We start from the raw sequence: 24,284 nt of genomic DNA, 5'->3' as shown, positions 1-24,284 counted from the left end.
GGTCTTCAGTGGTTGTCGGGGATAGGCCGAGACAGCGCTATCTCAAACAACAAGAGCTCTGAACCATGCCCGAACATCCGCTCCATCGCTTCTTCACCTCGCAGCGGCCCCGGCCGACATTCGAGTGGGAGCGTTACCAGCAGCGCGATGTGCTGATCATCGACCATCCCCGTTGCCAGGCGGTGTTCAGCCGCCAGGGTGCGCAACTGCTGCATTTTCAACCAGCGGGTGAACGGCCCTGGCTGTGGTGCGCCGAGCAGTGGCCGCAGGTGGGGGCGATCCGCGGTGGCGTGCCGGTGTGCTGGCCATGGTATGGACGCCACCCCAGCGAGGACTTGTGGCCCGCCCATGGCTGGGCGCGCCTGCTCGACTGGAAGCTGGTGGACAGCCGCGAGGACGAGGAGGGCGTAACCCTGAAATGGCGGCTGGACCTGTGCGACTGGCAGGTCGACCTGCATGCCCGGCTGGGTAGCCGCATGGAGCTGAGCCTGAGCACCGAGCACCAGGACAGCGAACCCTGTCAGCTGAGCCATGCCCTGCTGGCCTACTGGCGCATCAGTGACGTGTCCGAGATAGCGCTGTCCGGGTTGGAGGATATCGAAGGCTACGACCGCCTGAACCGCCAGGCCTGCCGTGAAGATGGCGCGCTGAAGCTCAAGGGCGGTTGCCAGAAGGTCTACCCCGGCACGCCGCGGGTGCAATTGCAGGACCCGGCCTGGCAGCGCGAGCTGTGCATCGATACCGGTGACAGCGACGACACGGTGGTGTGGCACCCGGGCAACCGCCCGCTGATGGGCGTGACCGGGCGTGAATGCCAGCGCTTCGTCTGTGTCGAGGCCGCCAGCGGCAGTGGCGAGGGCCTGAGCCTGGCGCCGGGGCAGCGTGCCCACCTGCGCCTGCAGGCCCACCGGCTCAGTTGAGCTCGTCGTCCTCGATCGGGTAGCGGCTGGCGTTGAGGCTTTCCTTGATCTTGCGCAGGTGCGGCTGGAAGTCCACGCCGCGCCGCAGGGTCATGCCGGTGGCCAGCACATCGAGCACGGTCAGCTGGATGATCCGCGAGGTCATCGGCATGTAGATGTCGGTGTCTTCGGGCAGCGGAATGTGCAGGCTCAGGCTGCAGGCATTGGCCAGTGGCGAACCGGCAGCGGTCAGGCCCAGTACCGAGGCGCCGTTTTCCCGGGCCAGGCGGGCCACCTCGACCAGTTCGCGGGTGCGCCCGGTGTAGGAGATGATGACGAACAGGTCGCCGGTGTGCGCCACCGAGGCCAGCATGCGCTGCATCAGCACGTCGGCGTGGGCCGATACTGCCAGGTTGAAGCGGAAGAACTTGTGCTGGGCGTCCAGCGCCACCGGGGCCGAGGCGCCCAGGCCGAAGAAGTGGATCTGCCGGGCCTGGATCATCATGTCCACGGCACGGCTGACCTGTTGCGGGTCGAGCTGCTGGCAGGCGCTGTCGAGCGAGGCGATGGCACTGGCGAAGATCTTCTGGGTGTAGGCTGCCGGGTCATCGTCAGCCTCCACCGCGCGGCTGACGTAGGCGGCGCCGCTGGCCAGGCTCTGCGCCAGCTGCAGCTTGAGCTCGGGGTAGCCGCTGACGCCGAACGAGCGGCAGAAGCGGTTGACGGTCGGTTCGCTGACCTTGGCCGCCTGGGCCAGCGCAGCGATGCTGAAACGGGTGGCTTGTTGCGGATTGAGCAGGATGACTTCGGCGACTTTGCGTTCGGCCTTGTTCAGCTCGTCGAGGCGGCCCTGGATCTGTTCCAGGAGGTTTCGCACGCGGTCCATGGGTGTGTCCTTGGGTCGGGAAGACAGCCGGCTGTTGGAGCAGCAGGCTTTTTGCACGGTCGTCTATCGTACTGTCGGCGCGGTTGACGTACCACTTGTCTGTAACACTTGTGTGTAATGTTGTGGTTTTTACTACATTATCCCTTGAAAACCGTATGTGAAAGCGGTATTCCTAGACCAACTTTAGGAAAGAACCAACATCATGGCTGCGATCAGTGTCGAACCTTGCACCTTTGCCCTGTTTGGCGCCCTAGGCGACCTGGCATTGCGCAAGCTGTTTCCTGCCCTCTATCAGCTCGACCGGGCCAACCTGCTGCACCCGGAAACCCGCCTGCTGGCGCTGGCCCGCGAGGCCGGTAGCGCGCAGGGCCACCTGGACAGCATCGAGGCGCACCTGCGCCGGCATGTGCCCGAGGCCGATATCGAGCCCGCCGCGCTGGGCCGTTTCCTCGCCAGGCTGAGCTACCAGCACCTGGATTTCCTCCAGCCCGAGGGCTATCAGGCCCTGGCCGAGCAGTTGCCGGGCGAGCTGCCGCTGATTGCCTACTTCGCCACCGCTGCGGCGGTGTACGGGGCCATCTGCGAAAACCTCGACAAGGCCGGGCTGGCCGCACGCACCCGAGTGGTGCTGGAGAAGCCCATTGGCCACGACCTGGAGTCGTCGCGCCGGGTCAATGATGCTGTGGCTCGGTTCTTCCCAGAGAGCCGGGTCTACCGCATCGACCACTACTTGGGCAAGGAAACGGTGCAGAACCTGATCGCCCTGCGTTTCGCCAACAGCCTGTTCGAAACCCAGTGGAACCAGAATTCCATCTCCCATGTGGAGATCACCGTCGCCGAGAAGGTCGGTATCGAAGGCCGCTGGGGCTACTTCGACAAGGCCGGCCAGCTGCGCGACATGATCCAGAACCACCTGCTGCAGCTGCTGTGCCTGATCGCCATGGACCCGCCCAGCGAACTGTCGGCCGACGCCATCCGTGACGAGAAGGTCAAGGTACTCAAGGCCCTGGCACCGATCACCGGTGAAGGGCTGAGCACCCGTGTGGTGCGCGGCCAGTACATCGCCGGCTACAGCGATGGCAAGCCGGTGCCCGGTTACCTGGAAGAAGACAACGCCAACGCCCAGAGCGACACCGAAACCTTCGTCGCCCTGCGTGCTGACATCCGCAACTGGCGCTGGTCGGGGGTGCCGTTCTACCTGCGTACCGGCAAGCGCATGCCGCAGAAACTGTCGCAGATCGTCATCCACTTCAAGGAAACGCCGCACTACATCTTCGCTCCGGAACAGCGTTTGCAGATCGGTAACAAGCTGATCATCCGCCTGCAACCGGACGAAGGCATTTCTTTACGGGTGATGACCAAGGAGCAGGGCCTGGATAAAGGCATGCAACTGCGCAGCGGCCCGTTGCAGCTGAATTTCTCCGATACCTGGCGCAGTGCAAGGATCCCGGATGCCTACGAGCGGCTGTTGCTCGAAGTGATGCGCGGTAACCAGAACCTGTTCGTGCGCAAGGATGAAATCGAGTATGCCTGGAAGTGGTGCGACCAGCTGATTGCTGGCTGGCGTAACGCAGGCGATGCGCCCAAACCGTACGCCGCAGGCTCCTGGGGGCCGATGAGCTCGATTGCACTGATCACACGCGATGGGAGGGCGTGGTATGGGGATATCTGAACTGAAACTGCCAGCGACTGTGACGGTACATGAGCTGGCGGATGCCAAGGCTCTGGCCGCAGCCCAGGCCCATGACGTGGCCGAGCGCCTGCGCGCAGCCATTGCCGCCAAGGGCCAGGCCTGCGTGGTGCTATCCGGCGGCCGCAGCCCGGTGCCGTTCCTCGAGAAGCTGGCCAGCGAAAACCTCGACTGGGCCAAGGTCACCGTCAGCCTGGCCGATGAGCGCTGGGTGCCGGTGGAGCATGCCGACAGCAACGCCGGCCTGCTGGCGCGCCACCTGTTCAAGGGCGCGGCGGCCAAGGCCCGCTTCGTTGGTCTTTACCAGCAGGCGGAGAACCTTGATGCCGCTGCAGGCAAGGCCGATCAGGCCTTGGCCGAGCTGCCGCCAATTGACGTACTGGTGCTGGGCATGGGGGATGATGGCCATACAGCTTCGCTGTTCCCCGCCAGCCCCAACCTGGAAGCAGGCCTCGACCTGGCCAACCCACGCCGCTGCCTGCCTTTGCTGGCACCGAGCGTGCCGCGCCAGCGCCTTTCGATGACCCGCTCGCTGCTGGCCAGTTCCGCCTTTACCGCGCTGTCCGTACAAGGGCAGGGCAAACTCGCTACCCTGCGCGCCGCGCTGGCTGGCACCGACCTTTCCGAAATGCCGATACGCGCTTTTCTTCACGCCCCCCTGGACATCTACTGGTGCCCATGAGCCAAGGATCCACAGTCATGACCACCCTCGAACGCCCACAGCCCAAGCTCTCGATGGCCGACAAAGCCGCACGGATCGACGCCATTTGCAAAGAGGCGCGCATCCTGCCGGTGATCACCATCGCCCGTGAGGAAGACATCCTGCCGTTGGCTGACGCCCTGGCCGCCGGCGGTATCCGTACCCTGGAAGTGACCTTGCGCTCGCAATATGGCCTGAAGGCCATCCAGGTGTTGCGCGAGCAGCGCCCGGAGCTTTGTGTCGGTGCCGGCACCGTGCTCGATCGTGGCATGTTCGCCGCGGTTGAAGCTGCGGGTGCGCAATTCGTCGTTACGCCAGGCATTACCCAAGACATTCTCGAAGCTGGTGTGGACAGCGAGATCCCGCTGCTGCCAGGCATCAGCACGCCGTCCGAAATCATGATGGGCTACGCCCTGGGCTACCGCCGCTTCAAGCTGTTCCCGGCGGAGATCAGCGGCGGGGTAGCGGCGATCAAGGCCTTTGGCGGCCCGTTCGGCGATATTCGTTTCTGCCCTACGGGCGGTGTGAACCCGGCCAACGTGCGCAACTACATGGCGCTGCCCAATGTGATGTGCGTGGGTGGTACCTGGATGCTCGACAGCAGCTGGATCAAGAACGGCGACTGGGCGCGGATCGAAGCGTGCAGCGCGGAGGCGATGGCGCTGCTGGACGCCAACTGAATTTGTTGTGTGCTTTACGGCTTGTGGGGCGCTTGGTCGGCGCCCCTTTTTTTGCCTGAAATTCTTGCAGTGCCTGTGCCGGCCTCTTCGCAGCACAAGGCTGCTCCTACAAGGAACTGCATAGCATCCGGACCTTGCGCTGCCCCATGTAGGAGCAGCCTTGTGCTGCGAAGAGGCCGGCACAGGCCAACAAAAAAGCCCGCATCAAACGATGCGGGCTTTCTCATTCATGCGGTATGGCTCAGGCCGCCTTGGCTTCCTGCTGGCTCAGCGAGCGGTTCAGCGCGCTGAACAATGCCTTGAAGCTGGCCGTGGTGATGTTTTCATCGATACCCACACCATGCACCGGGCGGCCACCGGCCACGCGCAGTTCGATATAGGCCGCGGCCTTGGCATTGGTGCCGGCGCCAATGGCATGCTCGTTGTAGTCCATGATCTCCACGGCAATCGGCAGGCCGGCCACCAGTGCTTCCAGTGCACCGTTGCCCTTGCCGCGCCAGTGCAGGGTGGTTTCGCCTTCACCGGCGACTTCCACTTCCACGGCGCTGTGGCCGTTCTCTTCCTGCAGACGGTGGCTGACCAGCGCATACGGGGAGTTGGCCTGCAGGTATTCCTTGTGCAGCAGGCTGTAGATCTGCTGGGCGGTCATTTCCAGGCCCAGGCGGTCGGTTTCGCCCTGTACTACCTGGCTGAATTCGATCTGCATGCGGCGCGGCAGGCTGATGCCGTATTCCTGCTCGAGCAGGTAGGTGATGCCGCCTTTGCCCGACTGGCTGTTGACGCGGATCACCGCCTCGTAGCTGCGACCGATGTCGGCCGGGTCGATCGGCAAGTAAGGTACTTCCCACAGTTCGCCTTCCTGCTGCTTGGCGAAGCCCTTGCGGATGGCGTCCTGGTGCGAGCCGGAGAACGCGGTGTGGACCAGGTCGCCCACGTACGGGTGGCGTGGGTGCACCGGCAGCTGGTTGCACTCTTCGACCACCTTGCGCACGCCGTCGATGTCGGAGAAGTCCAGCAGCGGGTCGATGCCCTGGGTGTAGAGGTTCAGCGCCAGGGTCACCAGGTCGACGTTACCGGTACGCTCGCCGTTGCCGAACAGGCAGCCTTCGGCACGATCGGCACCGGCCATCAGGCCCAGTTCGGTGGCGGCAATGCCGGTACCACGGTCGTTGTGGCAGTGCAGGCTGATGATCACGCTGTCGCGACGGCTGACATTACGGCAGAACCACTCGATCTGGTCGGCGTAGATGTTCGGGGTGGACACTTCCACGGTGGCCGGCAGGTTGAGGATGATCTTGTGCTCGGGGGTAGGGTTCCACACCTCGATGACCGCGTCGCAGACTTCCTTGGCGAACTCCATCTCGGTGGCGCTGAAGGTTTCCGGCGAGTACTGGAAGGTCCACTGGGTTTCCGGCTGCTGGGCGGCGTACTTGACGAACAGCTTGGCTGCGTTCACCGCGATGTCCTTCACGCCTTGCTTGTCCTGGTTGAAGACAATGCGGCGGAACGACGGGCTGGTGGCGTTGTACAGGTGGACGATGGCCTTCTTCGCCCCGCGCAGCGACTCGAAGGTGCGGGCGATGAGGTCTTCACGGGCCTGGGTGAGCACCTGGATGGTGGTGTCGTCCGGGATGTGGCCGTCTTCGATCAGCATGCGCACGAAGTCGAAATCGGTCTGCGAGGCGGACGGGAACGAGGTTTCGATTTCCTTCACGCCAACCTGCACCAGGGTCTTCCAGAAGCGCAGTTTCTTCTCCGAATCCATTGGCTCGATCAGCGACTGGTTGCCATCACGCAGGTCGGAGCTGCACCAGATTGGCGCGGCGGTGATGGTCTTCGACGGCCAGGTACGGTCAGGCAGGTCGATGGTCGGGAAAGCGCGGTATTTCTTCGAAGGGTCTTTGAGCATGGTCATGGAAGCAATCCTTTTGTGTGCGGCCGAGATCGGGCCTGCCGAGCGATAACGAGATAAAAGGCGAGGCGACGCGATTCAGCCTGGTAGTCGGGCGCTGACCAGGCAGAGGCTGCGATGTTGTCGGAGCAGGATGAGGGTGCTGTAGGTTTTCATGCCTTCAACCCTAACCAGTGGGGTGGGTGATGGCAAGCGTTCAGAAAAAATTGAGAGGAATGCTTAAAAAAAGCTGAAAGGCGAGATTTTATCGCTGCAATTTTCTGAGTGCTTCTCGATTTTTGCGCAGTATTTTTCGATGGCGCAACACCTTGGAAGCGAGTTTACCTGCTCTGGCCTCATCGCCGGCAAGCCAGCTCCCACAGGATTACCACAGGCCTCGAATCCTGCACGGGACCTGTGGGAGCGGGCATGCCCGCGAAGCAGGCGCCGCGATCTCAGGGCTGGAACGCGCCAATGAAAATCGCCGGATCCACCCGTGCATCGTTCAGGCTGACGTTCCAGTGCATGTGTGGCCCGGTAGCCCGCCCGGTCGAGCCCACGCGCCCGACCACCTCGCCCCGGCGCAGCTGCTGCCCCACCTGCACATCGATCTTCGACATATGGCAGAACATGCTGATAAAGCCCTGCCCGTGGTCGACGAACACCGTACGGCCATTGAAGAAGTAATCGCCCACCAGGATCACCTTGCCATTGGCCGGGGTCTTGATCGGCGTGCCGGCCGGTACCGCGAAGTCCAGCCCGGCATGCGGGTTGCGTTCTTCGCCATTGAAGAAACGGCGCACGCCGAACTTGCTCGACAGCGGGCCACTGACCGGCTTGTCGAGAATCAGGTTGCTGGGCAGGGTCGGGCTGAAGCTGCGGTATGCCTTGATCTGCTCGGCCAGCTCACGATCGATGCGCTTGAGGTCGGCCGGGTTCGGGTTGACCTGGCGGGTGTTCTTCAGGGTGATGCGCTGCTCGGGGTATTTCTTGCTACCGACCGTGAAGGGCAGGGTGCGGCCGCCCTGGCTCAGCATCGCGGTGCCGGGCTTCTGGGTCAGCGGGATGCCGACGATGGCCAGCCAGTTGTCCTGCTCTTTCACCACCAGCACCGGTTTGCCGTCGAAGCGGGCGCTGGGCGCGCTGGCGGCGGGGCCGAGGTCGACCACCGCCACGCCGCCGGGTACCGGCTTGTTCAGCGTGCGGGTGATGTAGCTGGCCTGGGCGCCGCCGGCCAGCAGCAGGAGGGAAAGGGCAAGCAGGGGCGCGAGCAGGCGGGGCATGTGTCAGTCCAGAAGTGAGAGGGTGACCGGGGTCAGGTGGTTGTCTTCGACCCGCACCAACAGCTCGCCTTCGTTCAGGCGGGCGGTCAGACGCTGGCCATTGCGGGTCTGTTCGGCGCTGCGGATGGCCTGGCCCTGTTCGTCCAGCAGGATGCTGTAGCCGCGGGCGAGGGTGGCCAGCGGGCTGACCACCTGCAGCGTCTGCAACTGGGCCTGGAAGCGCTGGCGGCGGTCCTTGAGCACCTCGCGCATGGCCCGTGGCAGGCGCTCGGCCAGGCTGTCCAGGCGTTGGCCCAGCAGTTTCAGGGTACGCCCCGGGTGCTGCGCGGCGAGGCGGGTATCCAGGCGTGCCAGGCGCTCGTGGCGCTGGTTGAGGTTGAGCATGAACGCGCGGCGCAAGCGCATGTCCAGGTCGTCCAGGCGCTGGGCCTGCTGGCGCAGGCGCTCGCCCGGGTGGCGCAGACGCCGGGTCAGCGACTCCAGGCGCAGGCGGTCGTGGGTCAGGCGGTTCTGCATGCGCAGCAGCAGGCGCCGTTGCAGGCCATCCAGGCGTTGCTGCAGGCCACTGTTGTCGGGGGCCAGCAGCTCGGCGGCGGCAGACGGTGTAGGCGCGCGCACGTCGGCGACGAAGTCGCTGATCGAGACATCGGTCTCATGGCCCACGGCGCTGACAATCGGCGTGACACAGGCGGCCACGGCCCGCGCCACCGCTTCTTCGTTGAAGCACCACAAGTCTTCAAGCGAGCCGCCGCCCCGGGCCAGGATCAGTGCATCGAACCCCAGGCTATCGGCCAGGCGGATCGCGCGCACGATCTGTGCAATGGCTTCGCGGCCCTGCACTGCGGTGGGGATCAGGTTCAGTTCCACTTGCGGGGCGCGGCGACCGAACACACTGATGATGTCGCGGATCACTGCGCCGGTGGGCGACGTAATGATGCCGATGCGCTGCGGGTGGGCCGGCAGCGGCTGCTTGCGTTCGGCGCTGAACAGCCCCTCGGCACCGAGCTTCTCTTTCAATGCCTCGAAGGCCAGGCGCAGGGCGCCATCGCCGGCCGGCTCGACGGTGTCGAGAATCAGCTGATAGTCGCCACGCCCTTCGAACAACGAAACCTTGCCGCGTACCCGCACCGCCAGGCCGTCGCGCAGGGCCTGGCGCACCCGCGTGGCGTTCTGCCGGAACAGCGCGCAGCGCACCTGTGCGCCGCTGTCCTTGAGGGTGAAGTACATGTGGCCGGACGCCGGGCGGGCGAGGTTGGAAATCTCGCCTTCCACCCACACGCTGCGGAACACGTCTTCCAGCAGCACGCGAGCGCGGCCGTTGAGTTGGCTGACGGTAAGGACCTCGCGGTCCAGGCCGAGTCGTTCGAAAGGGTCTCTGATCATGGCGGGCATCATAAAGGACATCGGCCCCGGTTGTCTGTCCTGGCCCTATCGCCGGCAAGCCGGCTCCCACAGGTATCGCGCTGGCTTGGGCCTCATGCTGTCCCTGTGGGAGCCGGCTTGCCGGCGATGGGGCCTTTCAGGCCTGCATCGCCGTCACGAACTGGCGCACCATCGAACCTGCGTCACGCCTGCAAGCCATCGCCACAGTACTCTCACACCCTCCTTCCAGTGCCACGAAGCTGACTGAGGCTGGCGCAATCTCACGCATGCATTCCGGCAACAACGCCACCCCAAACCCCGCCTGAATCAACTGCAACTGGGTGGTCTTGCGCGACAGCACCTGCGCTGCGCGCGGGAAAAAGCCTGCCTCCATGCACATCGAGGCCGACAGGTAGCTCAGCCCGCCACGGTCCCGGTGCGGAATGGAAATGAAGCGCTCTTCCCGCAGTTGTTCCAGTCTCACCTGGGGCGCGCGGGCCAAGAGATGCCCGGCGGCGACCGCCAGCAGCAGGGGTTCGCTGAACAGTTCATGCAGCACCACCCCTTCATACTGGCGCAGTACAGGCAAGCGCAGCAGGCCGATATCCAACCGCCCGGCAGCGATATCCTCCAACTGCGCCTCCGACGACTGCTGGGCAATTTCCAGCGTAACCCCTGGGTTGTCGCGCAAGTAACCGCCCAGGCGAGCCAGCAGCGGGCCGGTCAGCGGCACTGTACTGGAGTGGTTCAGGCGCAGACTGCCCTGCAGCCCTTCGCCAATGTCGCGGGTTACACGCTCGGCCTGCGCCAGGTCGGCCAGCAAGCGCCGCGCCCGTTCCAGGAAGGCCTGGCCAGCCAGTGTCAGGCGCGGCAGGCGCGCGGTGCGTTCGAACAGCGGCGTGCCCAGTTGCTGCTCCAGTTCCTTGATCTGCCGGCTCAGCGCCGACTGGGCGATGTACAGCCGCTCGGCGGCAGCGCTGAAGCTGCCGCATTCGGCGATTTCCACGAAGTAACGCAGTTGGCGGATTGACGTCATGTCATGCCTTTTCGAGATGAGTGTGGCGACAAAGGCATATTAGTCGGCATGGCTCATGGCTGGCTAACCTTTGCCTGTCTTCCCAGGAACTGCTGCCATGCTCGCCCAACTGTCGTTTTCCGGCCTCGACTGGCTGCCTATCCTGCTTGGTGTCGGCGCTGCCTACATCGTCTTCGGCATCGCCGGTTTCGGCACCGCGCTGGTGGCCGGCCCAGTGCTGATCCACTTCATGCCGCTGTCGCGGATCATTCCGCTGCTGGTGCTACTGGACTTCGTCGCCGCCTTCGGCAACCTGCTGCCCTCGCGCCGCGATGTCGTGCGCGGCGAACTGCTGCGGCTGCTGCCGTTCATGGCCATTGGCTGCGCGCTGGGTGTGGTATTCCTGCTACAGCTGAAGTCAGACTTGTTGCTGCTGCTGATGGGGCTGTTCGTCACGGCGTATGCCCTGTACGGGCTGGCGGTGAAGGTACGGCCGGCCAGTCTGTCGGGTTTCTGGGCAATGCCGATGGGCACGGCAGGCGGGCTGTTCGGCGCCTTGTTCGGCAGCGGCGGCTTCCTTTATGCGCTGTACCTGAGCGCGCGGCTGGAGGTGAAGGAGCAGGTGCGCGCTACCCAGAGCGCGCTGATCAGTTGCAGTACGGTGGTGCGGCTGACGCTGTTCCTTATCGCAGGCGTCTATGCCGACCAGAGCCTGCTGTTGCTCGCCGCCTGCCTGTTGCCGGTCATGCTCGTCGGCCTCTGGGCAGGGCGCAGGCTTACCCATCGGCTGTCTCGCGAAGCCTTCGTGCGCCTGGTCACCTGGCTGGTGCTGGCCAGCGGCCTGGCGCTGATCGGTCGCTACCTGAGCGCCTGAGCAGGCGGTAGAATTGCGCTATCACCGCAGTTTTTCAGGCTTGCCCCGTTCATGAACACCCAGAGCATCATCGTTCCCAAGCTTTCTACCGTCCCGGTGCACGAAGCCCGTGCCCGCGCCATCCTGCGCTGGCTGGTGCGCGAGAAAGTCGTCGAGGAACAGCTGACCACCTGTGGCCGCACCGGCAACCGCATGGGCCATGCCCTGGCCGAAGGTGCCCGCAAAGTGGCCCTGCATCCGGAAAAACTGCCCTTCGGCGAACAGGTCAACGGCCTGGAGGTGATGCTCAAGCGCTGCATCTATACCCCTACCGAAGGTTTCCTCGAAGAGGCCGGTTGCCCCGAGTGCCGGCGCGAGGTGGGTGAGCCGCTGTTCGAAAGCCTGGAAGAATGGATGCCGGCAGTTAGCGACAACTTCACCTGCCCGTTGTGCGGCTTCGAAGATGACATCAATGGCTTCATTTACCTGCAGCCATGTGCCTTTTCCAACCTGGGGTTCATCTTCAACAACTGGGGCGAGGCCGGGTTCACCCAGGCCTTCCTCGACAGCTTCGCCGACTGGCTCGACCAGCCGGTGGCCGTGGTACAGGTAAAACTGCCACAAGGCTGACCGAAGGCCCTTATTTTGCATTGAGCGGCGCGCCGTGCATGAGTATAATGGCGCGCTTCCATTTTTCCCGCCCGGGAGCCCCCGCGATGCTGCGTATCAGCCAAGAAGCCCTGACCTTCGACGATATCCTCCTTGTACCTGGCTATTCCGAGGTACTGCCTAATGAAGTCAGTCTCAAGACCCGTTTGACCCGTGGCATCGAGCTGAACATTCCGCTGGTATCCGCTGCCATGGATACCGTGACCGAAGCGCGCCTGGCCATTGCCATGGCCCAGGAAGGCGGCATCGGCATCATCCACAAGAACATGACCATCGAACAGCAGGCCAGCGAAGTCCGCAAGGTCAAGAAGTTCGAGGCTGGCGTGGTCAAGGACCCGATCACCATCGACGCCGACGCCACCGTGCGCGACCTGTTCGACCTGACCCGCCTGAACAACATCTCCGGCGTTCCGGTGCTGGCGAACGGCGACCTGGTCGGCATCGTCACCTCCCGTGACGTGCGCTTCGAAAGCCGCCTGGACGCCAAGGTCCGCGACGTGATGACCCCGAAAGAGCGTCTGGTCACCGTCCGCGAAGGCGCCGACAAGAACGAAGTCCGCGAGCTGCTGCACAAGCACCGCCTGGAAAAAGTCCTGATCGTTGACGACAAGTTCAACCTCAAGGGCATGATGACCGTCAAGGACATCGAAAAGGCCAAGGCCTACCCGCTGGCCAGCAAGGACGACCAGGGTCGCCTGCGCGTCGGCGCCGCGGTCGGCACCGGCAAGGACACCGGCGAGCGTGTTGCCGCCCTGGTGGCTGCTGGCGTTGACGTGGTTGTGGTCGATACCGCCCACGGTCACTCCAAAGGTGTGATCGATCGCGTTCGCTGGGTCAAGGAAACCTACCCGCAAGTGCAGGTGATCGGCGGCAACATCGCCACCGGCGCTGCCGCCAAGGCTCTGGCCGAAGCTGGCGCTGACGCGGTCAAGGTCGGTATCGGCCCAGGCTCGATCTGCACCACCCGTATCGTTGCTGGCGTAGGCGTGCCGCAAATCAGCGCCATCGCCAACGTTGCCGCTGCACTGGAAGGCACTGGCGTGCCACTGATCGCCGACGGCGGCATCCGCTTCTCGGGTGACCTGTCCAAGGCCATCGTTGCCGGCGCTTCCTGCGTGATGATGGGTTCGATGTTCGCCGGTACCGAAGAGGCTCCGGGTGAAGTCGAGCTGTTCCAGGGCCGTTCCTACAAGGCCTACCGCGGCATGGGCTCGCTGGGTGCCATGGCACAGGCGCAAGGCTCGTCCGACCGCTACTTCCAGGACTCCTCGGCCGGCGCCGAGAAGCTGGTACCGGAAGGCATCGAAGGCCGTGTTCCCTACAAGGGCGCGCTGGCCGCGATCATCCACCAGCTGATGGGCGGCCTGCGTTCGTCCATGGGCTACACCGGCAGCGCAACCATCGAAGAGATGCGCACCAAGCCGGAATTCGTGCGCATCACCGGTGCCGGCATGGCCGAGTCCCACGTGCATGACGTGCAGATCACCAAAGAAGCCCCTAACTACCGCGTAGGCTGAGGCTTCCAGCTACAACAGAAAGCGGGGCTGTCATGACAGCCCCGCGTCGTTTCCGATTTCCACTGACGAGATTGAGTCATGGCCCTCGACATTCACGCTCACCGCATCCTGATCCTCGATTTCGGTTCCCAGTACACCCAGCTGATCGCCCGCCGCGTGCGCGAAATCGGCGTGTACTGCGAGCTGCATCCGTTCGACATGGACGATGAAGCGATCCGCGAATTCAACCCGCGCGGCATCATCCTCGCCGGCGGCCCCGAGTCGGTCCACGAAGCCAACAGCCCGCGCGCCCCGCAGGCGGTGTTCGACCTGAACGTACCAGTGCTGGGCATCTGCTACGGCATGCAGACCATGGCCGAGCAGATGGGCGGCAAGGTCGAAGGTTCCGACCTGCGTGAATTCGGTTATGCCCGCGTGGACGTGGTTGGCAAGAGCCGCCTGCTCGACGGCATCGAAGACCACATCGACGCCGACGGCTTGCTGGGCCTGGACGTGTGGATGAGCCACGGCGACAAGGTCACCCAGATGCCGGGCAACTTCCACGTGCTGGCCAGCACCCCGAGCTGCCCGATCGCTGGCATGTTCGACGACGCGCGCGGCTACTACGGCGTGCAGTTCCACCCGGAAGTGACCCACACCAAGCAGGGCGGTCGCATCCTGTCCCGCTTCGTGCAGGACATCTGCGGCTGTGAAGCCCTGTGGACTCCGTCCAACATCGTCGAAGACGCCATTGCCCAGGTGCGTGAGCAGGTCGGTTCGGCCAACGTCCTGCTGGGCCTGTCCGGCGGCGTCGACAGCTCCGTCGTTGCCGCACTGCTGCACCGCGCCATCGGCGACCAGCTGACCTGCGTATTCGTGGACAACGGCCTGCTGCGCCTGCACGAAGGCGACCAGGTGATGGCCATGTTCAAGGAGAACATGGGCGTCAAGGTCATCCGCGCCGACGCTGAAAAGCAGTTCCTCGACAACCTGGCCGGCGAGGCCGACCCGGAGAAGAAGCGCAAGATCATCGGCCGCACCTTCATCGACGTGTTCGATGCCGAAGCCAGCAAGCTGGAAAACATCCAGTTCCTCGCCCAAGGCACCATCTACCCGGACGTGATCGAGTCGGCGGGCGCCAAGAGCGGCAAGGCCCACGTGATCAAGTCGCACCACAACGTCGGTGGCCTGCCGGAGGAAATGAACCTCAAGCTGGTCGAGCCGCTGCGTGAACTGTTCAAGGACGAAGTGCGCAAGATCGGCCTGGAGCTGGGCCTGCCGTACGACATGGTCTACCGCCACCCGTTCCCGGGCCCGGGCCTGGGCGTGCGTATCCTTGGTGAAGTGAAGAAGGAATACGCCGACATCCTGCGTCGCGCCGACCACATCTTCATCGAAGAGCTGCGCAAGGCCGACTGGTACCACAAGACCAGCCAGGCATTCGTGGTGTTCCAGCCGGTCAAGTCGGTAGGCGTCGTCGGCGACGGCCGTCGCTACGCCTGGGTCGTGGCCCTGCGTGCCGTCGAGACCGTGGACTTCATGACCGCGCGCTGGGCGCACCTGCCGTACGAGCTGCTGGAAACCGTCAGCGGCCGTATCATCAACGAAATCGACGGTATCTCGCGCGTTACCTACGACGTGTCGAGCAAGCCGCCAGCGACTATCGAGTGGGAATGATCCCGCGTCCGGCACAGCCCGGCACGATCTAGCAAAAAATGCCCTGAAGCCCGCGTAATTGCGGGCTTTTGGCTTTTTGGGTCTGGCAAATTCGGGTAGCGTTCTGCATCGCCAAGCACGGTATTTGTGTGGCATGGTACGGGGTATTGACTGCATCTAATGCCATGCATGACGCTCAATACCATGTCCTTTGCCTCAGTGTTGGCATGGTATCGAGTTGGCCTAAAGGCCCGGTTTTACTGGGGATGGACCTCATTTTTCCGCGCTTTTCAGAGCATGGTATTTTTTCATGGAAATAGTGGAAGCCATGCTCACCGATACCAAGCTTCGAAATCTCAAGCCCCAGGAAAAGCTCTACAAGGTGATTGACCGTGATGGTTTGTACGTGGCCGTCACACCAGCCGGCTCAATCTCCTTTCGCTACAACTACTCCATCAACGGCCGGCAGGAGACGATTACCTTCGGTCGTTATGGCTTAGGGGGGATCACTCTGGCAGAGGCTCGCGAGCGGCTAGGGGAGGCGAAGAAGATGGTCGCCGCAGGGAAGTCTCCAGCTAAGGAAAAAGCGCGTGCGAAGGCGCGCACGAAGGGTGCTGAGACTTTTGACGCTTGGGCTGAAAAATGGCTGCGCGGTTACCAGATGGCGGACTCGACGCGAGACATGCGTCGATCAGTCTACGAGCGCGAGCTGAAGCCGAAGTTTGGTAATCAGAAGCTGGTTGAAATCACTCACGAGGATCTGCGAGCGCTGACGGACGCCATAGTGGAGCGGGGTGCGCCTGCAACCGCCGTCCATTCACGGGAGATCGTGCTGCAAGTCTTCCGTTGGGCCGTTGAGCGTGGCCAGAAGGTTGAAAACCCTGCCGATCTGGTACGGCCTGCCAGCATCGCGAAATTTGAGCCGCGCGACCGTGCGTTGACGCCCGATGAAATTGCGCTGATGTACCAGTACATGGACAGAATCGGCACTGCGACTTCGGTTCGCGCAGCGGCCAAACTCCTACTGCTGACAATGGTGCGCAAGAGCGAACTGACCAACGCGACATGGAGCGAGATCAACTTCAGTGAAGCGCTATGGACAATCCCCAAAGAGCGGATGAAGCGCCGAAATCCCCATCTGGTGTTTCTGTCCCGGCAAGCTTTGGATTTCTTCATCGCGTTGAAAACCTTGGCCGGAGGTTCTGAGTACGTTCTGCCGTCACGCTATGACTCCGATTTGCCAATGAGTGCAGCCACGATCAACCAGGTACTGACGCTGACCTATCGTCTTGCTCAAAAGGAAGGTGTGCCTCTAGGTAAATTCGGTCCCCACGACCTACGCCGCACGGCTAGCACGCTGTTGCATGAGGCGGGCTACAACTCCGATTGGATCGAGAAGTGCCTCGCGCACGAGCAGAAAGGCGTGCGCGCCGTTTACAACAAGGCCGAGTACCGCGATCAGCGTCGAGCGATGTTGCAGGATTGGGCGGATATGATTGATGAATGGACGCTTAAGAAACCTAGGAAAACTAACGACGGGCTTCCGTAATTGGGCAAATTCGTTCAGCTAGATTTTTGTCATTTAGGCCTAGGTCTAAATGGGGCTGCATCGCAGCCCCAAGAGCCTAGTTACCGACCAACCGGGTACCACGTCGCATAGTTATCGCTGAAATCCTCTTCCAGCCCATAGGCTTCATTTCGAGGGCCTTTAACCACCGATTCAATACGCGCAAACGCTTCCTTCATATGTTCCCTTGCAAGCGCCTTAGGCACGTAAGCCATGCCGTACCAGTTATTTCTCCATGCTACCAATTGGCGATCAGTTTCGATCACATATACAGGCGCATCCAACTGCTCACGTAGTCGTGGGACTGTGTAGGACCCATCCAGCCCCCTTGGAATGCGAACCTCTTGACCGCGCTTGTCCCAGCCTGCCCAGGAGCTGTAAAAGCGCATACGGCGGCGATGCTGGGAGATGAACTCATAGTAGGCCACGTTGGGCTTGGGTAGGACCCTAGCGCAAGCCTGCCGCATTAGCTTCGTTGAGAACTTGCCGATCTGAGCGTCAGGGAGTTCGGCAATTTTCTGTTCGAAATGATGGCGGTTGTTAAACCCTAGCGTGCGGCAAATATGATCTAGTCGTTGGCAATGGGTCATGCCATCGTCTTTAAATTGATAGGACAGGTGCTTGAGGTCGTTATAGCAGTCGGTTGCAGCAGACATGATTTTTCTCCATTGGCCCACACCGATACTTCGGTATTTGCATGCTGCTTGCTTGGCCGGAAAAGGCGAAAAATCAAGATAGAGACTTGAGGGTTGTTTCCCATCGCAGCAGGGTGCCTCCCCAGGCCAAAAAATTATTTATCATCAACATTGGTGATGTCAACACCTTGCTCCCAGGAAGTGCTCACACAGGCCTATGCCTCACCACTTGGTACATGAAAGCAATTTGCGCCGATTCAGCACTCACGCTTTTGGAAGTCGAAAACAATCAGGAATTGAGCGGAGAGCCTTGGATACGGCCTGGCGCTCGATCTGCAGCCTGCGCGCAATTTCTGACTGGTTGAAACCGAGTTTCTGGAGCACAACTATCTGCTTCTTTCGGTCAGAGAACCGTGTGTCGACCATGAGGCGAGCGATATTTCTGAGCTCAGGTTCATCGGCTACCTGTACCGTAAGGCTGAGCATGTACTGGAAGAAATATGAATCGACAAGCTCGTCACCTGATTTCGCCTGAGGCTTCGCTCGTATAGCGCACTGTCTGCTCAATCTCGCCAGTTCAAGATCAAACTGCGCTATAGCCCTCTTTGCTTGCCTGTACGCAGGATTCCAGCTGCCATCATGCGTCTTTGGACGATGCGATGCGCAGTAAAGATTGCTCAGACGTAGGTGCTCGTCGGGGTCGCGCTGACCCTCACCAGTAGCGAAGAATGCTAGCTCGGCTTGACTGCCACAGAACCTACAAAAGCCTTTCAAACGCTGGTTGTTTAAGCCGCCTACGTCTTCAGAGGACGGTTTCTTGCGCTTACATGCCATCACCAATTCGATCAGCGTCTCGAGCGTCGCAATAAAGCAGCGATCTTTCTTCGACTGTTGATCGTGGGTCAATACAAAGGCACGTAGCAGTTGCCGCTGCAAGCGGATCATGGCGGGAAACCCCACCAGTTTCATGATCGCACTGAACGCCACACCTGTGCCGGCTCCGGGAATATGCCCTCGGTAGCGCGCAGAAATTTCTTCGGTGTACGCCGCGACGGCCGGGTCGATGAGTTCCTCTACCAGCCTCGCGATTGGATAACGTTTCGAGGCCGTGGAGTAGGCGCTCCAGCGGTTACCGAACTGTTCTATGGCCTCTGAAACGGTGGCGTCACACCCTTCCCAAATGGCTATGGTTGATTGTTTCTTCATGTCAACCATTTTAGCCAATCATTCCGTCGAAGCAATAGGCATCCAAAGGCACGATCAGGCACTCATTCGCAGTGACTGGTAGGGCCTAGCAATGCATACATTGAATAGAAAACTCATCGACAAAAAGACGCTCCTGACGATGATTCCGCTGTGTGAGCGCACGATCTATAACTTTGAGATGAAGGGCAAGTTCCCGCGCCGAATTGCGTTGAGTAGCCGCAAGGTCGTCTGGGATTTAGCTGAGGTTGAACAGTGGATAGACACATGCAAGGAGGGAGGCCCAGCTCGTAGGCCGGGAAGGGCGGTCTAAGCGGTGCCGGGTGCTATCCCGCAGCTTGCGCTGTTCAGTCCCGGGGACGAGGCGCAGATGTATCACGATAGTACTAGGAGCGGATTTTTCTCATTGCTCATCGATTCTCGTGGTGGGAAGCGGCAGTCCTCTCATCGCTTGGCCGACATGCCAAAGGTGCTCAATCTGTTGGACAAAAAGATTGACACTTGGATTTCGCAGGCTGAGTTCATCCGGCCCAATCGGCGTGTCGTCAATCTGTTGCGGCTGGGGCTGCTGTTCGCTGACCTAGATACCTACCGCGTGCCCGCGCTGGCCAGCCGTAAGCCCGACGAGCTGGCCGCCTCGGTGCTGTTCTTCTGTTCCGACACAGGGTTGCCAGCGCCTTCGATACTGATCTACAGCGGCCGAGGTATACAAGCCAAATGGCTGCTTGAGGGCACGATACCTCGCCAAGCCTTACCCCGCTGGAACGCCTGCCAACGCTACCTTGTGGATCGCCTAGCCCACGTCGGCGCCGACTCTATGGCCAAGGACGCTAGCCGCGTGCTGCGTACCGTAGAGACGGTCAACAGCAAGAGCGGTGAGGTCTGCCGCGTGGTTCACGTCCAGACGGGAACCGATGGCCAGCCAATCCGCTATAACTTCGAGTATCTGGCCGAGACACTGCTACCGGCGGCCCGCTGGACTATCGAGCAGCAACGGCAGGAACAGGCCGAGACCCGCACCAAGAAAAAGCCTTTCCTTTTGGTGCCCGGAAACAAAGCCGACAATCTGCGCGGATTCTCAGGCCGACAGCTTGCTTGGGATCGCCTCGAAGACCTGCGCAAGCTGGTCGAGCTGCGCGGCGGCGTCGGAGAAGGCAGCCGGATGCAGCACCTATTCTGGCGGCTCAACTTCCTGCTGCTGTCCGGGGCGACCAACAGCAAGCAGATGTACCACGAAGCCGCAGCGCTGGCCCGCGAACTCGATCCGCAGTGGAACAGCCGTTCCAAGGAGCTCATGACTCTGTTCAGCAAGGCTAAGGCTTTTGAATCAGGCGAACGTGTCAGCTTCGCGGGCAAGGACTACCCGCCGCTATATACGCCCAAAAATGACACGTTGATAAACCTGTTTGGGATATCCACAGATGAGCAGCGGCAGCTTAAAACCATCATCAGCTCTGAGATAACGCTAGAGCGTGATAGGGCGCGGCAGGAGGCACGTAGGCGAGCCGCCGGTGCCGTCAGCCGCGAAGCCTTCCTGAAAGCCGCAGAGGGGCGCCGTGCTCAAGCCCAAGCGCTAAGAACCAGGGGATTGAGCGTTAGGGATATAGCTGCCCAGATGGGGGTGAGCAAGTCGGCCGTAGGTCGTTATCTAGGGAGCTAAGCCAAGCGTCCCATGTCCGTCCGTATTACTAATGGCGAAGCCTCCGTGCCTTTGATGGCGACCCGTTCACCCTGATTCAGGTTGGCGACGATGGGTGTACCAAGTCCGTGGGGTAGAACCCGTGCGTATTACTAATGGCAAAGCCTCGACGGGTGTCCCACATCCGTCCGTATTACTAATGGCGAAGCCTCTGAGCTTTTGATCTGGGCCGTCAGTACCTGCTCTGCTGGTATGGGGGCGCTCTGTATCTCTGTGAATCCGATGCCCGCTGATCGAGGTGTTCGCGCTACATAAGCCTCCAGTGCCGAGGGCAGTTTGATGGCTCGCAGCAGTTGATAGGGCGCGCTGAGACAGGTCCGTGCGTATTACTAGGTGGTGGTGAATCGGAGCCCCTTCATATTGGGGAGGTCGAAAAAAAGAAACCCCGCATTCAAGCGGGGTTCTGTGTGGTCAGCGATTGCCGTGATCCTCCCGTCTCTGAGCCTCCTGCGCAACTCGTATAGCTGTCAGAACTTGCTGGTTCAACGCGACACTATTTTTACTTCCTAGCAGTGGTAGGCGATTCAAGGCTTGTGCTCCGCAAAACATCCGATAGGAAGCTGACATGGCAAATGGACTTAACCGAAGCTGCAAAGCAGTCCATTGTTGATCCAGCCTATCGAGCAATGGTCCATGGCCTTTGCTCCGTAGCCACTTACCGAGCGCCCACAAGGCGATTGCGGAGGTTGATGCGAACACGGCGAATCCTGCGAACTTCAAAATTGCCATCATGGTTGTTTCTCCGGTTGGTCGTTGCTTGAGGCCATTCCTGGCACATTTAGCGATGTCAGTTGGCCGGGGGTGGAATTGCTTTCAGAGGCCGGACGGATAAGGTTGGACGCTGCTTCTGCAGCATCTCCGCTTTGGGGCTGAACGGTGGTATTGGACTCATCAGAAGCTGGTGATGAAGAGCCGGCACCAAGAGAAAAAGAGTGCGCGTTTTCCATGCCCGGCACGGCCATTGAGGCCATCACCCCGAGTGCCTTCGCTCCGCCATTGGCTGCTTGGGAAAGTGCGCTGCCGGAACTGACGACGCTCCCTTGCTGTGTCGCTTGTTGGTCTCTGTCATTGCTGCCCTGGGCGTTTTTTCCAGCCTGCTCGGTGGCCTGCTTAGCGCTGCTCGCCATTTGTTGTGGGGTCGCGCTGCCGCCTACTCGAGCACCGGACGCCGCTGCTCCTTTGGCTGCTGCTTGTCCGCCCGTGTTCGCACCGATGCCAGCGGTTGCACCGCCACTGGAGGCGCTCGCCGCAGGCGCACCGGCAAAGCTGGAGTTGATCGAGGTGGCCAGATCGCCGCCAGCCCCACTGGCTCCGGCGGCAACGCCAGTCCCAGAAGCACCGAGAGCACCAGCTGCAGGAGCGGCAGCCCCAGCCGTGGCGATAGTGGCCGCAGCAGCTGCCGCCCCGGCAGCACCAGCCACTGCCATCCCACCAATGGCCGAGCCGCCGCCCATTGATGTGCCGCTAATCATGCCGCCGATTAGGTCAGGAATCGTCTTCGTAAGGTAGCAGCACACTAAGGCTAAACCGACCATTGTCATCAATGAGGCTTCGTCGTTGGTGTAGGCAGCTAACCATTCTTTGGCCGACTGTACGATTAGCCCGACGATCAGAGTCAAGACGAACAACTTCGCGCCGATTGCCACGGTGAACCGCATGGGCGCAATCGCGAAATCGCGTGTCCATTGCGAGCCGCCAAAACCGTAGAACAGCACTGACGCGTTGATGATTATGTAGGCCTCTACGAGCGTCACAAACATAAACGCTGCGATAAAGGCGAAGCACGCCAAGACCAGTACCGCGCATACTGCGATCAGAACTCCTTTGCCCGGAGAGAACACTGAAATGCCCTTCACCATAGTGCGGCCGAAGTCCAGGGCTACCGCGAGCATATCGCCGGGTTCTAACGCTCGGCCAAGACCACTTGCCGATGCGGCCGCATCGCGGAAGCTGTCAACAATGGCTGTCGACCATTCCACGGAGTAGGTCATTACCGCCAGGAAGAAACCGATCACCATGATGAAGCGCAGCAGCTCTCCGACTATCTCGCCCAAATCAGCTTGTTTCATGACCAGAGGCATAAACGTCCAGATGAACTGGATGGTGGCGAGCAGCCAAAATAATCTTATGGCGTAGTCGTACAGCTTTCCTGACCACTGGTGAGACTGCTGCAAAACAAGATCTAGAAGGCCCTGAACCGAGGTGTCGGCATGGGACAGGTCTGTTGCAGCCATCGTATTTCCGGCCAAGAGCATGCTTGCTAGGGCAATAAACAACAGCAGGCGACGCTCCATAATCAGTACCCTTTAACGCCGCCGCGAGAGTTAGGACGTGCCTCAAAAGCAGCATCTGTGTCATGCTGCTTCCTCTGCTGCTCAGACGCCACAGCGCAGTCGGTATCGCTTTGAATGACCACAGTGACAACTGAGCCCAATATCGCGACCCCGGCGCAAATGAGGGTCATTAGCCATTTCGAGATAACCATCCTCAGTACCCCTTCACACCGCCGCGTTTACTTTCACGCGATTCAAATTGCTGCTCGGCCGCTTCGCTAGCGGCTTTTCGGTCGCCCTGCTGAGCTATGTAATTGCCCTGCATATTGATTTGCGTGGCTACCAGATCGCGTAGCTTTTGCAGTTGCTGCACGTTCTGCGAGGCTATTTCGTTACCCGCCTGAATGGCTTGCATCCGTCCTGCGGCGCTTTGTGAGCGTGCCACCATGCGGTTGAGTAGGGCGTCTTCCGACTGGAAAGTGCTGGTGTTGAGGTTCGCAGCTTCCATTGCTGCTTTGGCGTTGTCGCGGCCTTGCTCCGACCATTCTTTATAACGATCCCGTATCGGAGCTTCTGCCGAGTTTGCCACTTGTTGAAGGTAGGATTCGAAGCCTGGAAACGCAGCATTGAACTGTGCATCCATGTTTTCAATTTGACGGCCCAGCGCCTGCGAACGTTGATAAATATTGACCACGCTTTTAAGGTCGGCAGCGATGCTCCCAAACATCGAGTTGGGTAGCCCAGTGCCTTGTGTGACCATGTTTTGGTACTGCTGTATCTGAGTTTGAAGTTGCTCTGCCGTATTTAGTGCTGTGTTGACCTGTTCGGCATACTCAAACATCTGTTGATAAAACGTCGAGCAGTTTGCGCAATAGATGGCGTAAGCAGGGGAGGGGGCAGTGTAGATACCCACTCCGACGAATGTACTTGCCAGCGCGATAGCAAGCCTTACGTTTCGACCTGATTTTCGGGAAGCATAAGTCAAGGGTTTTCCTGGTTCCAGCTCCATATCGAATTCCTCATCTGTGACGCTCGAGTTTTGATTATTCACTGATATGCAGAGGTTATAAATATGCGGATAGCTTTCTATCCGCCTTCACTCGTTTGGAAAGTCCCGAAAATGTACCGAAATCAACGGAGGGGAGGCGCCCTTGGTCTGCGTTCTTAATTGCATGTGACAGTGTTTAATTAAGGCAATTTAGTGCAATTTAGCGAAATTCAACGCAACTCAAGGCAACTCAGGTATAAAAGCTTGAGTTTGAGAAGGTTTTTGGCGGTGTAATGCTGTAAGGAATCGAAGTTGTCTTAAATTTCTTTGAACTGCGTTTATTCGGACGGCAAGATGTGTATTGTGGGTCCACAAGCTGCGCTTGTTCCCCCAACACCTCCCCCTTACTCACCTGCTGTTCGACGGCGTCTTGCGAGGCTTACCATCGCTGCCGCGACTAGATAAAAGCATTTGTAGGCGGCATCAAAGGAAAAGCGCGGAGCAGCGCCGCCTAACTGTTGCTGCGGCATGGGTGATAGGCACATCACAGAGAAGAAATCGACGACCTACGGCACACGGCCACGGTACATCAAGGTATTTGTGACCGAGCACCAACGCGCCAAGCTTATAGAGCGAGCCACGCAAGCAGGCAGGTCTCAATCGGCACTCCTGAGCGCGGTCGGATTGAATACGCCAATACGGTAGGTCGTAGACCCGACCGCCGTCGTCGATCTGGCCAAGGTCAATGGTGACTTCGGACGGGTCGCGAGGCTGTTGAAAACTCTAGCGCGAAGAGAAGCGCGCCAATCCGATACGGTATACATAATGTATCAGATTGG

Annotated in this window: 22 protein-coding genes; 12 read left to right on the top strand and 10 right to left on the bottom strand. The window is 60.7% G+C overall.

Annotation, left to right across the window (positions count from 1 at the left end):
- Positions 1 to 65 precede the first annotated feature (65 nt).
- Positions 66 to 920, top strand: coding sequence for a D-hexose-6-phosphate mutarotase (locus tag IMX18_RS19380; protein WP_013971129.1), 855 nt, complete (start codon positions 66 to 68; stop codon positions 918 to 920).
- On the opposite strand, the gene hexR is transcribed toward IMX18_RS19380, so the two are convergent.
- Positions 913 to 1,776 (bottom strand): DNA-binding transcriptional regulator HexR, encoded by an 864-nt coding sequence (gene hexR / locus IMX18_RS19375; RefSeq protein ID WP_169774905.1) that lies wholly within the window; start codon positions 1,774 to 1,776, stop codon positions 913 to 915. The genes IMX18_RS19380 and hexR overlap by 8 nt on opposite strands.
- 211 nt (positions 1,777 to 1,987) lie before the next feature.
- Here hexR and zwf point away from each other — a divergent pair, with 211 nt between their 5' ends.
- From zwf to IMX18_RS19360, 3 genes are read left to right on the top strand one after another with little or no spacing between them, the layout of a single operon-like run.
- On the top strand, positions 1,988 to 3,457 hold the full coding sequence (zwf, locus tag IMX18_RS19370) for a glucose-6-phosphate dehydrogenase (RefSeq protein ID WP_015269100.1): 1,470 nt from the start codon (positions 1,988 to 1,990) through the stop codon (positions 3,455 to 3,457).
- Positions 3,444 to 4,157 (top strand): 6-phosphogluconolactonase, encoded by a 714-nt coding sequence (gene pgl, locus IMX18_RS19365; protein WP_015269101.1) that lies wholly within the window; start codon positions 3,444 to 3,446, stop codon positions 4,155 to 4,157. The genes zwf and pgl overlap by 14 nt, the downstream gene beginning before the upstream one ends.
- A 17-nt stretch (positions 4,158 to 4,174) precedes the next feature.
- The gene (locus tag IMX18_RS19360; RefSeq protein ID WP_015269102.1) at positions 4,175 to 4,855 is read left to right on the top strand and encodes a bifunctional 4-hydroxy-2-oxoglutarate aldolase/2-dehydro-3-deoxy-phosphogluconate aldolase; all 681 of its coding nucleotides are present in this window, start codon (positions 4,175 to 4,177) and stop codon (positions 4,853 to 4,855) included.
- A 241-nt stretch (positions 4,856 to 5,096) separates the two neighbouring features.
- Here the strand turns inward: IMX18_RS19360 and leuA are convergent, their stop codons facing one another.
- From leuA to IMX18_RS19340, 4 genes are all read right to left on the bottom strand, one after another.
- On the bottom strand, positions 5,097 to 6,770 hold the full coding sequence (gene leuA, locus IMX18_RS19355) for a 2-isopropylmalate synthase (RefSeq protein WP_217190041.1): 1,674 nt from the start codon (positions 6,768 to 6,770) through the stop codon (positions 5,097 to 5,099).
- 431 nt (positions 6,771 to 7,201) lie between these two features.
- Entirely contained in the window at positions 7,202 to 8,029 is an 828-nt protein-coding gene (locus tag IMX18_RS19350; RefSeq protein WP_015269103.1) for a M23 family metallopeptidase, read from the bottom strand.
- A 3-nt stretch (positions 8,030 to 8,032) separates the two neighbouring features.
- Positions 8,033 to 9,412 (bottom strand): exodeoxyribonuclease VII large subunit, encoded by a 1,380-nt coding sequence (xseA, locus tag IMX18_RS19345; protein WP_061303230.1) that lies wholly within the window; start codon positions 9,410 to 9,412, stop codon positions 8,033 to 8,035.
- A gap of 136 nt (positions 9,413 to 9,548) precedes the next feature.
- Complete coding sequence (locus tag IMX18_RS19340) at positions 9,549 to 10,427, bottom strand: LysR family transcriptional regulator (RefSeq protein WP_191471948.1); 879 nt, start codon at positions 10,425 to 10,427, stop codon at positions 9,549 to 9,551.
- Between the two features lie 97 nt (positions 10,428 to 10,524).
- Between IMX18_RS19340 and IMX18_RS19335 the strand changes: the two genes are divergently transcribed.
- The 5 genes from IMX18_RS19335 to IMX18_RS19315 all read left to right on the top strand — a co-directional run bounded on the left by IMX18_RS19335 (position 10,525) and on the right by IMX18_RS19315 (position 16,629).
- Entirely contained in the window at positions 10,525 to 11,280 is a 756-nt protein-coding gene (locus tag IMX18_RS19335) for a sulfite exporter TauE/SafE family protein (protein WP_013971137.1), read from the top strand.
- A 51-nt stretch (positions 11,281 to 11,331) separates the two neighbouring features.
- A complete protein-coding gene (locus tag IMX18_RS19330) occupies positions 11,332 to 11,889 on the top strand; it encodes a hypothetical protein (protein ID WP_003257977.1) in 558 nt (185 codons plus the stop codon).
- 86 nt (positions 11,890 to 11,975) lie between these two features.
- Complete coding sequence (guaB, locus tag IMX18_RS19325) at positions 11,976 to 13,445, top strand: IMP dehydrogenase (RefSeq protein WP_013971138.1); 1,470 nt, start codon at positions 11,976 to 11,978, stop codon at positions 13,443 to 13,445.
- Positions 13,446 to 13,523: 78 nt separating this feature from the next.
- Complete coding sequence (gene guaA / locus IMX18_RS19320; protein WP_015269106.1) at positions 13,524 to 15,101, top strand: glutamine-hydrolyzing GMP synthase; 1,578 nt, start codon at positions 13,524 to 13,526, stop codon at positions 15,099 to 15,101.
- 307 nt (positions 15,102 to 15,408) lie between these two features.
- Complete coding sequence (locus IMX18_RS19315; RefSeq protein ID WP_217190064.1) at positions 15,409 to 16,629, top strand: tyrosine-type recombinase/integrase; 1,221 nt, start codon at positions 15,409 to 15,411, stop codon at positions 16,627 to 16,629.
- Positions 16,630 to 16,709: 80 nt separating this feature from the next.
- Here the strand turns inward: IMX18_RS19315 and IMX18_RS19310 are convergent, their stop codons facing one another.
- Positions 16,710 to 17,303, bottom strand: a complete 594-nt coding sequence (locus IMX18_RS19310) for a hypothetical protein (protein ID WP_117182682.1) — start codon at positions 17,301 to 17,303, stop codon at positions 16,710 to 16,712.
- Between the two features lie 243 nt (positions 17,304 to 17,546).
- Positions 17,547 to 18,497, bottom strand: coding sequence for a LuxR family transcriptional regulator (locus tag IMX18_RS19305; RefSeq protein WP_223175412.1), 951 nt, complete (start codon positions 18,495 to 18,497; stop codon positions 17,547 to 17,549).
- Between the two features lie 82 nt (positions 18,498 to 18,579).
- Between IMX18_RS19305 and IMX18_RS19300 the strand changes: the two genes are divergently transcribed.
- Entirely contained in the window at positions 18,580 to 18,798 is a 219-nt protein-coding gene (locus tag IMX18_RS19300; protein WP_055135788.1) for a helix-turn-helix transcriptional regulator, read from the top strand.
- Positions 18,799 to 18,855: 57 nt separating this feature from the next.
- Complete coding sequence (locus IMX18_RS19295) at positions 18,856 to 20,145, top strand: replication protein (RefSeq protein ID WP_225903910.1); 1,290 nt, start codon at positions 18,856 to 18,858, stop codon at positions 20,143 to 20,145.
- A 450-nt stretch (positions 20,146 to 20,595) separates the two neighbouring features.
- Here the strand turns inward: IMX18_RS19295 and IMX18_RS28110 are convergent, their stop codons facing one another.
- The 3 genes from IMX18_RS28110 to trbJ form a co-directional block, all read right to left on the bottom strand.
- Positions 20,596 to 20,916, bottom strand: coding sequence for a hypothetical protein (locus IMX18_RS28110; protein WP_225903909.1), 321 nt, complete (start codon positions 20,914 to 20,916; stop codon positions 20,596 to 20,598).
- Positions 20,913 to 22,478 (bottom strand): P-type conjugative transfer protein TrbL, encoded by a 1,566-nt coding sequence (gene trbL / locus IMX18_RS19290; protein WP_217190043.1) that lies wholly within the window; start codon positions 22,476 to 22,478, stop codon positions 20,913 to 20,915. Before trbL ends, IMX18_RS28110 begins: the two co-directional genes overlap by 4 nt.
- Positions 22,479 to 22,671: 193 nt before the next feature.
- Positions 22,672 to 23,466, bottom strand: a complete 795-nt coding sequence (gene trbJ / locus IMX18_RS19285) for a P-type conjugative transfer protein TrbJ (RefSeq protein ID WP_217190044.1) — start codon at positions 23,464 to 23,466, stop codon at positions 22,672 to 22,674.
- A gap of 507 nt (positions 23,467 to 23,973) precedes the next feature.
- Here trbJ and IMX18_RS28560 point away from each other — a divergent pair.
- On the top strand, positions 23,974 to 24,150 hold the full coding sequence (locus tag IMX18_RS28560) for a plasmid mobilization protein (protein ID WP_411829469.1): 177 nt from the start codon (positions 23,974 to 23,976) through the stop codon (positions 24,148 to 24,150).
- The last annotated feature ends 134 nt before the right edge of the window (positions 24,151 to 24,284 follow it).

This window comes from Pseudomonas shirazica (assembly GCF_015168335.1).
In the GTDB taxonomy this organism is placed as follows: domain Bacteria; phylum Pseudomonadota; class Gammaproteobacteria; order Pseudomonadales; family Pseudomonadaceae; genus Aquipseudomonas; species Aquipseudomonas asiatica.
The sequence above is the reverse complement of the archived record's forward strand: the minus strand, read 5'-3'. Positions and strand labels throughout refer to the sequence as shown.

Bases quoted from the DNA above. Each gene is read 5' to 3' on its own strand.
- IMX18_RS19295 (WP_225903910.1), top strand. From the start codon at position 18,856: ATGTATCACGATAGTACTAGGAGCGGATTTTTCTCATTGCTCATCGAT.
- IMX18_RS19305 (WP_223175412.1), bottom strand. From the start codon at position 18,497: ATGGTTGACATGAAGAAACAATCAACCATAGCCATTTGGGAAGGGTGT.
- xseA (WP_061303230.1), bottom strand. From the start codon at position 9,412: ATGATCAGAGACCCTTTCGAACGACTCGGCCTGGACCGCGAGGTCCTT.
- IMX18_RS19360 (WP_015269102.1), top strand. From the start codon at position 4,175: ATGACCACCCTCGAACGCCCACAGCCCAAGCTCTCGATGGCCGACAAA.
- IMX18_RS19300 (WP_055135788.1), top strand. From the start codon at position 18,580: ATGCATACATTGAATAGAAAACTCATCGACAAAAAGACGCTCCTGACG.
- IMX18_RS19340 (WP_191471948.1), bottom strand. From the start codon at position 10,427: ATGACGTCAATCCGCCAACTGCGTTACTTCGTGGAAATCGCCGAATGC.
- guaA (WP_015269106.1), top strand. From the start codon at position 13,524: ATGGCCCTCGACATTCACGCTCACCGCATCCTGATCCTCGATTTCGGT.
- IMX18_RS28110 (WP_225903909.1), bottom strand. From the start codon at position 20,916: ATGATGGCAATTTTGAAGTTCGCAGGATTCGCCGTGTTCGCATCAACC.
- IMX18_RS19335 (WP_013971137.1), top strand. From the start codon at position 10,525: ATGCTCGCCCAACTGTCGTTTTCCGGCCTCGACTGGCTGCCTATCCTG.
- IMX18_RS19350 (WP_015269103.1), bottom strand. From the start codon at position 8,029: ATGCCCCGCCTGCTCGCGCCCCTGCTTGCCCTTTCCCTCCTGCTGCTG.
- IMX18_RS19315 (WP_217190064.1), top strand. From the start codon at position 15,409: ATGCTCACCGATACCAAGCTTCGAAATCTCAAGCCCCAGGAAAAGCTC.
- leuA (WP_217190041.1), bottom strand. From the start codon at position 6,770: ATGACCATGCTCAAAGACCCTTCGAAGAAATACCGCGCTTTCCCGACC.
- IMX18_RS19380 (WP_013971129.1), top strand. From the start codon at position 66: ATGCCCGAACATCCGCTCCATCGCTTCTTCACCTCGCAGCGGCCCCGG.
- IMX18_RS28560 (WP_411829469.1), top strand. From the start codon at position 23,974: ATGGGTGATAGGCACATCACAGAGAAGAAATCGACGACCTACGGCACA.
- IMX18_RS19310 (WP_117182682.1), bottom strand. From the start codon at position 17,303: ATGTCTGCTGCAACCGACTGCTATAACGACCTCAAGCACCTGTCCTAT.
- zwf (WP_015269100.1), top strand. From the start codon at position 1,988: ATGGCTGCGATCAGTGTCGAACCTTGCACCTTTGCCCTGTTTGGCGCC.
- trbL (WP_217190043.1), bottom strand. From the start codon at position 22,478: ATGGAGCGTCGCCTGCTGTTGTTTATTGCCCTAGCAAGCATGCTCTTG.
- guaB (WP_013971138.1), top strand. From the start codon at position 11,976: ATGCTGCGTATCAGCCAAGAAGCCCTGACCTTCGACGATATCCTCCTT.
- trbJ (WP_217190044.1), bottom strand. From the start codon at position 23,466: ATGGAGCTGGAACCAGGAAAACCCTTGACTTATGCTTCCCGAAAATCA.
- pgl (WP_015269101.1), top strand. From the start codon at position 3,444: ATGGGGATATCTGAACTGAAACTGCCAGCGACTGTGACGGTACATGAG.
- IMX18_RS19330 (WP_003257977.1), top strand. From the start codon at position 11,332: ATGAACACCCAGAGCATCATCGTTCCCAAGCTTTCTACCGTCCCGGTG.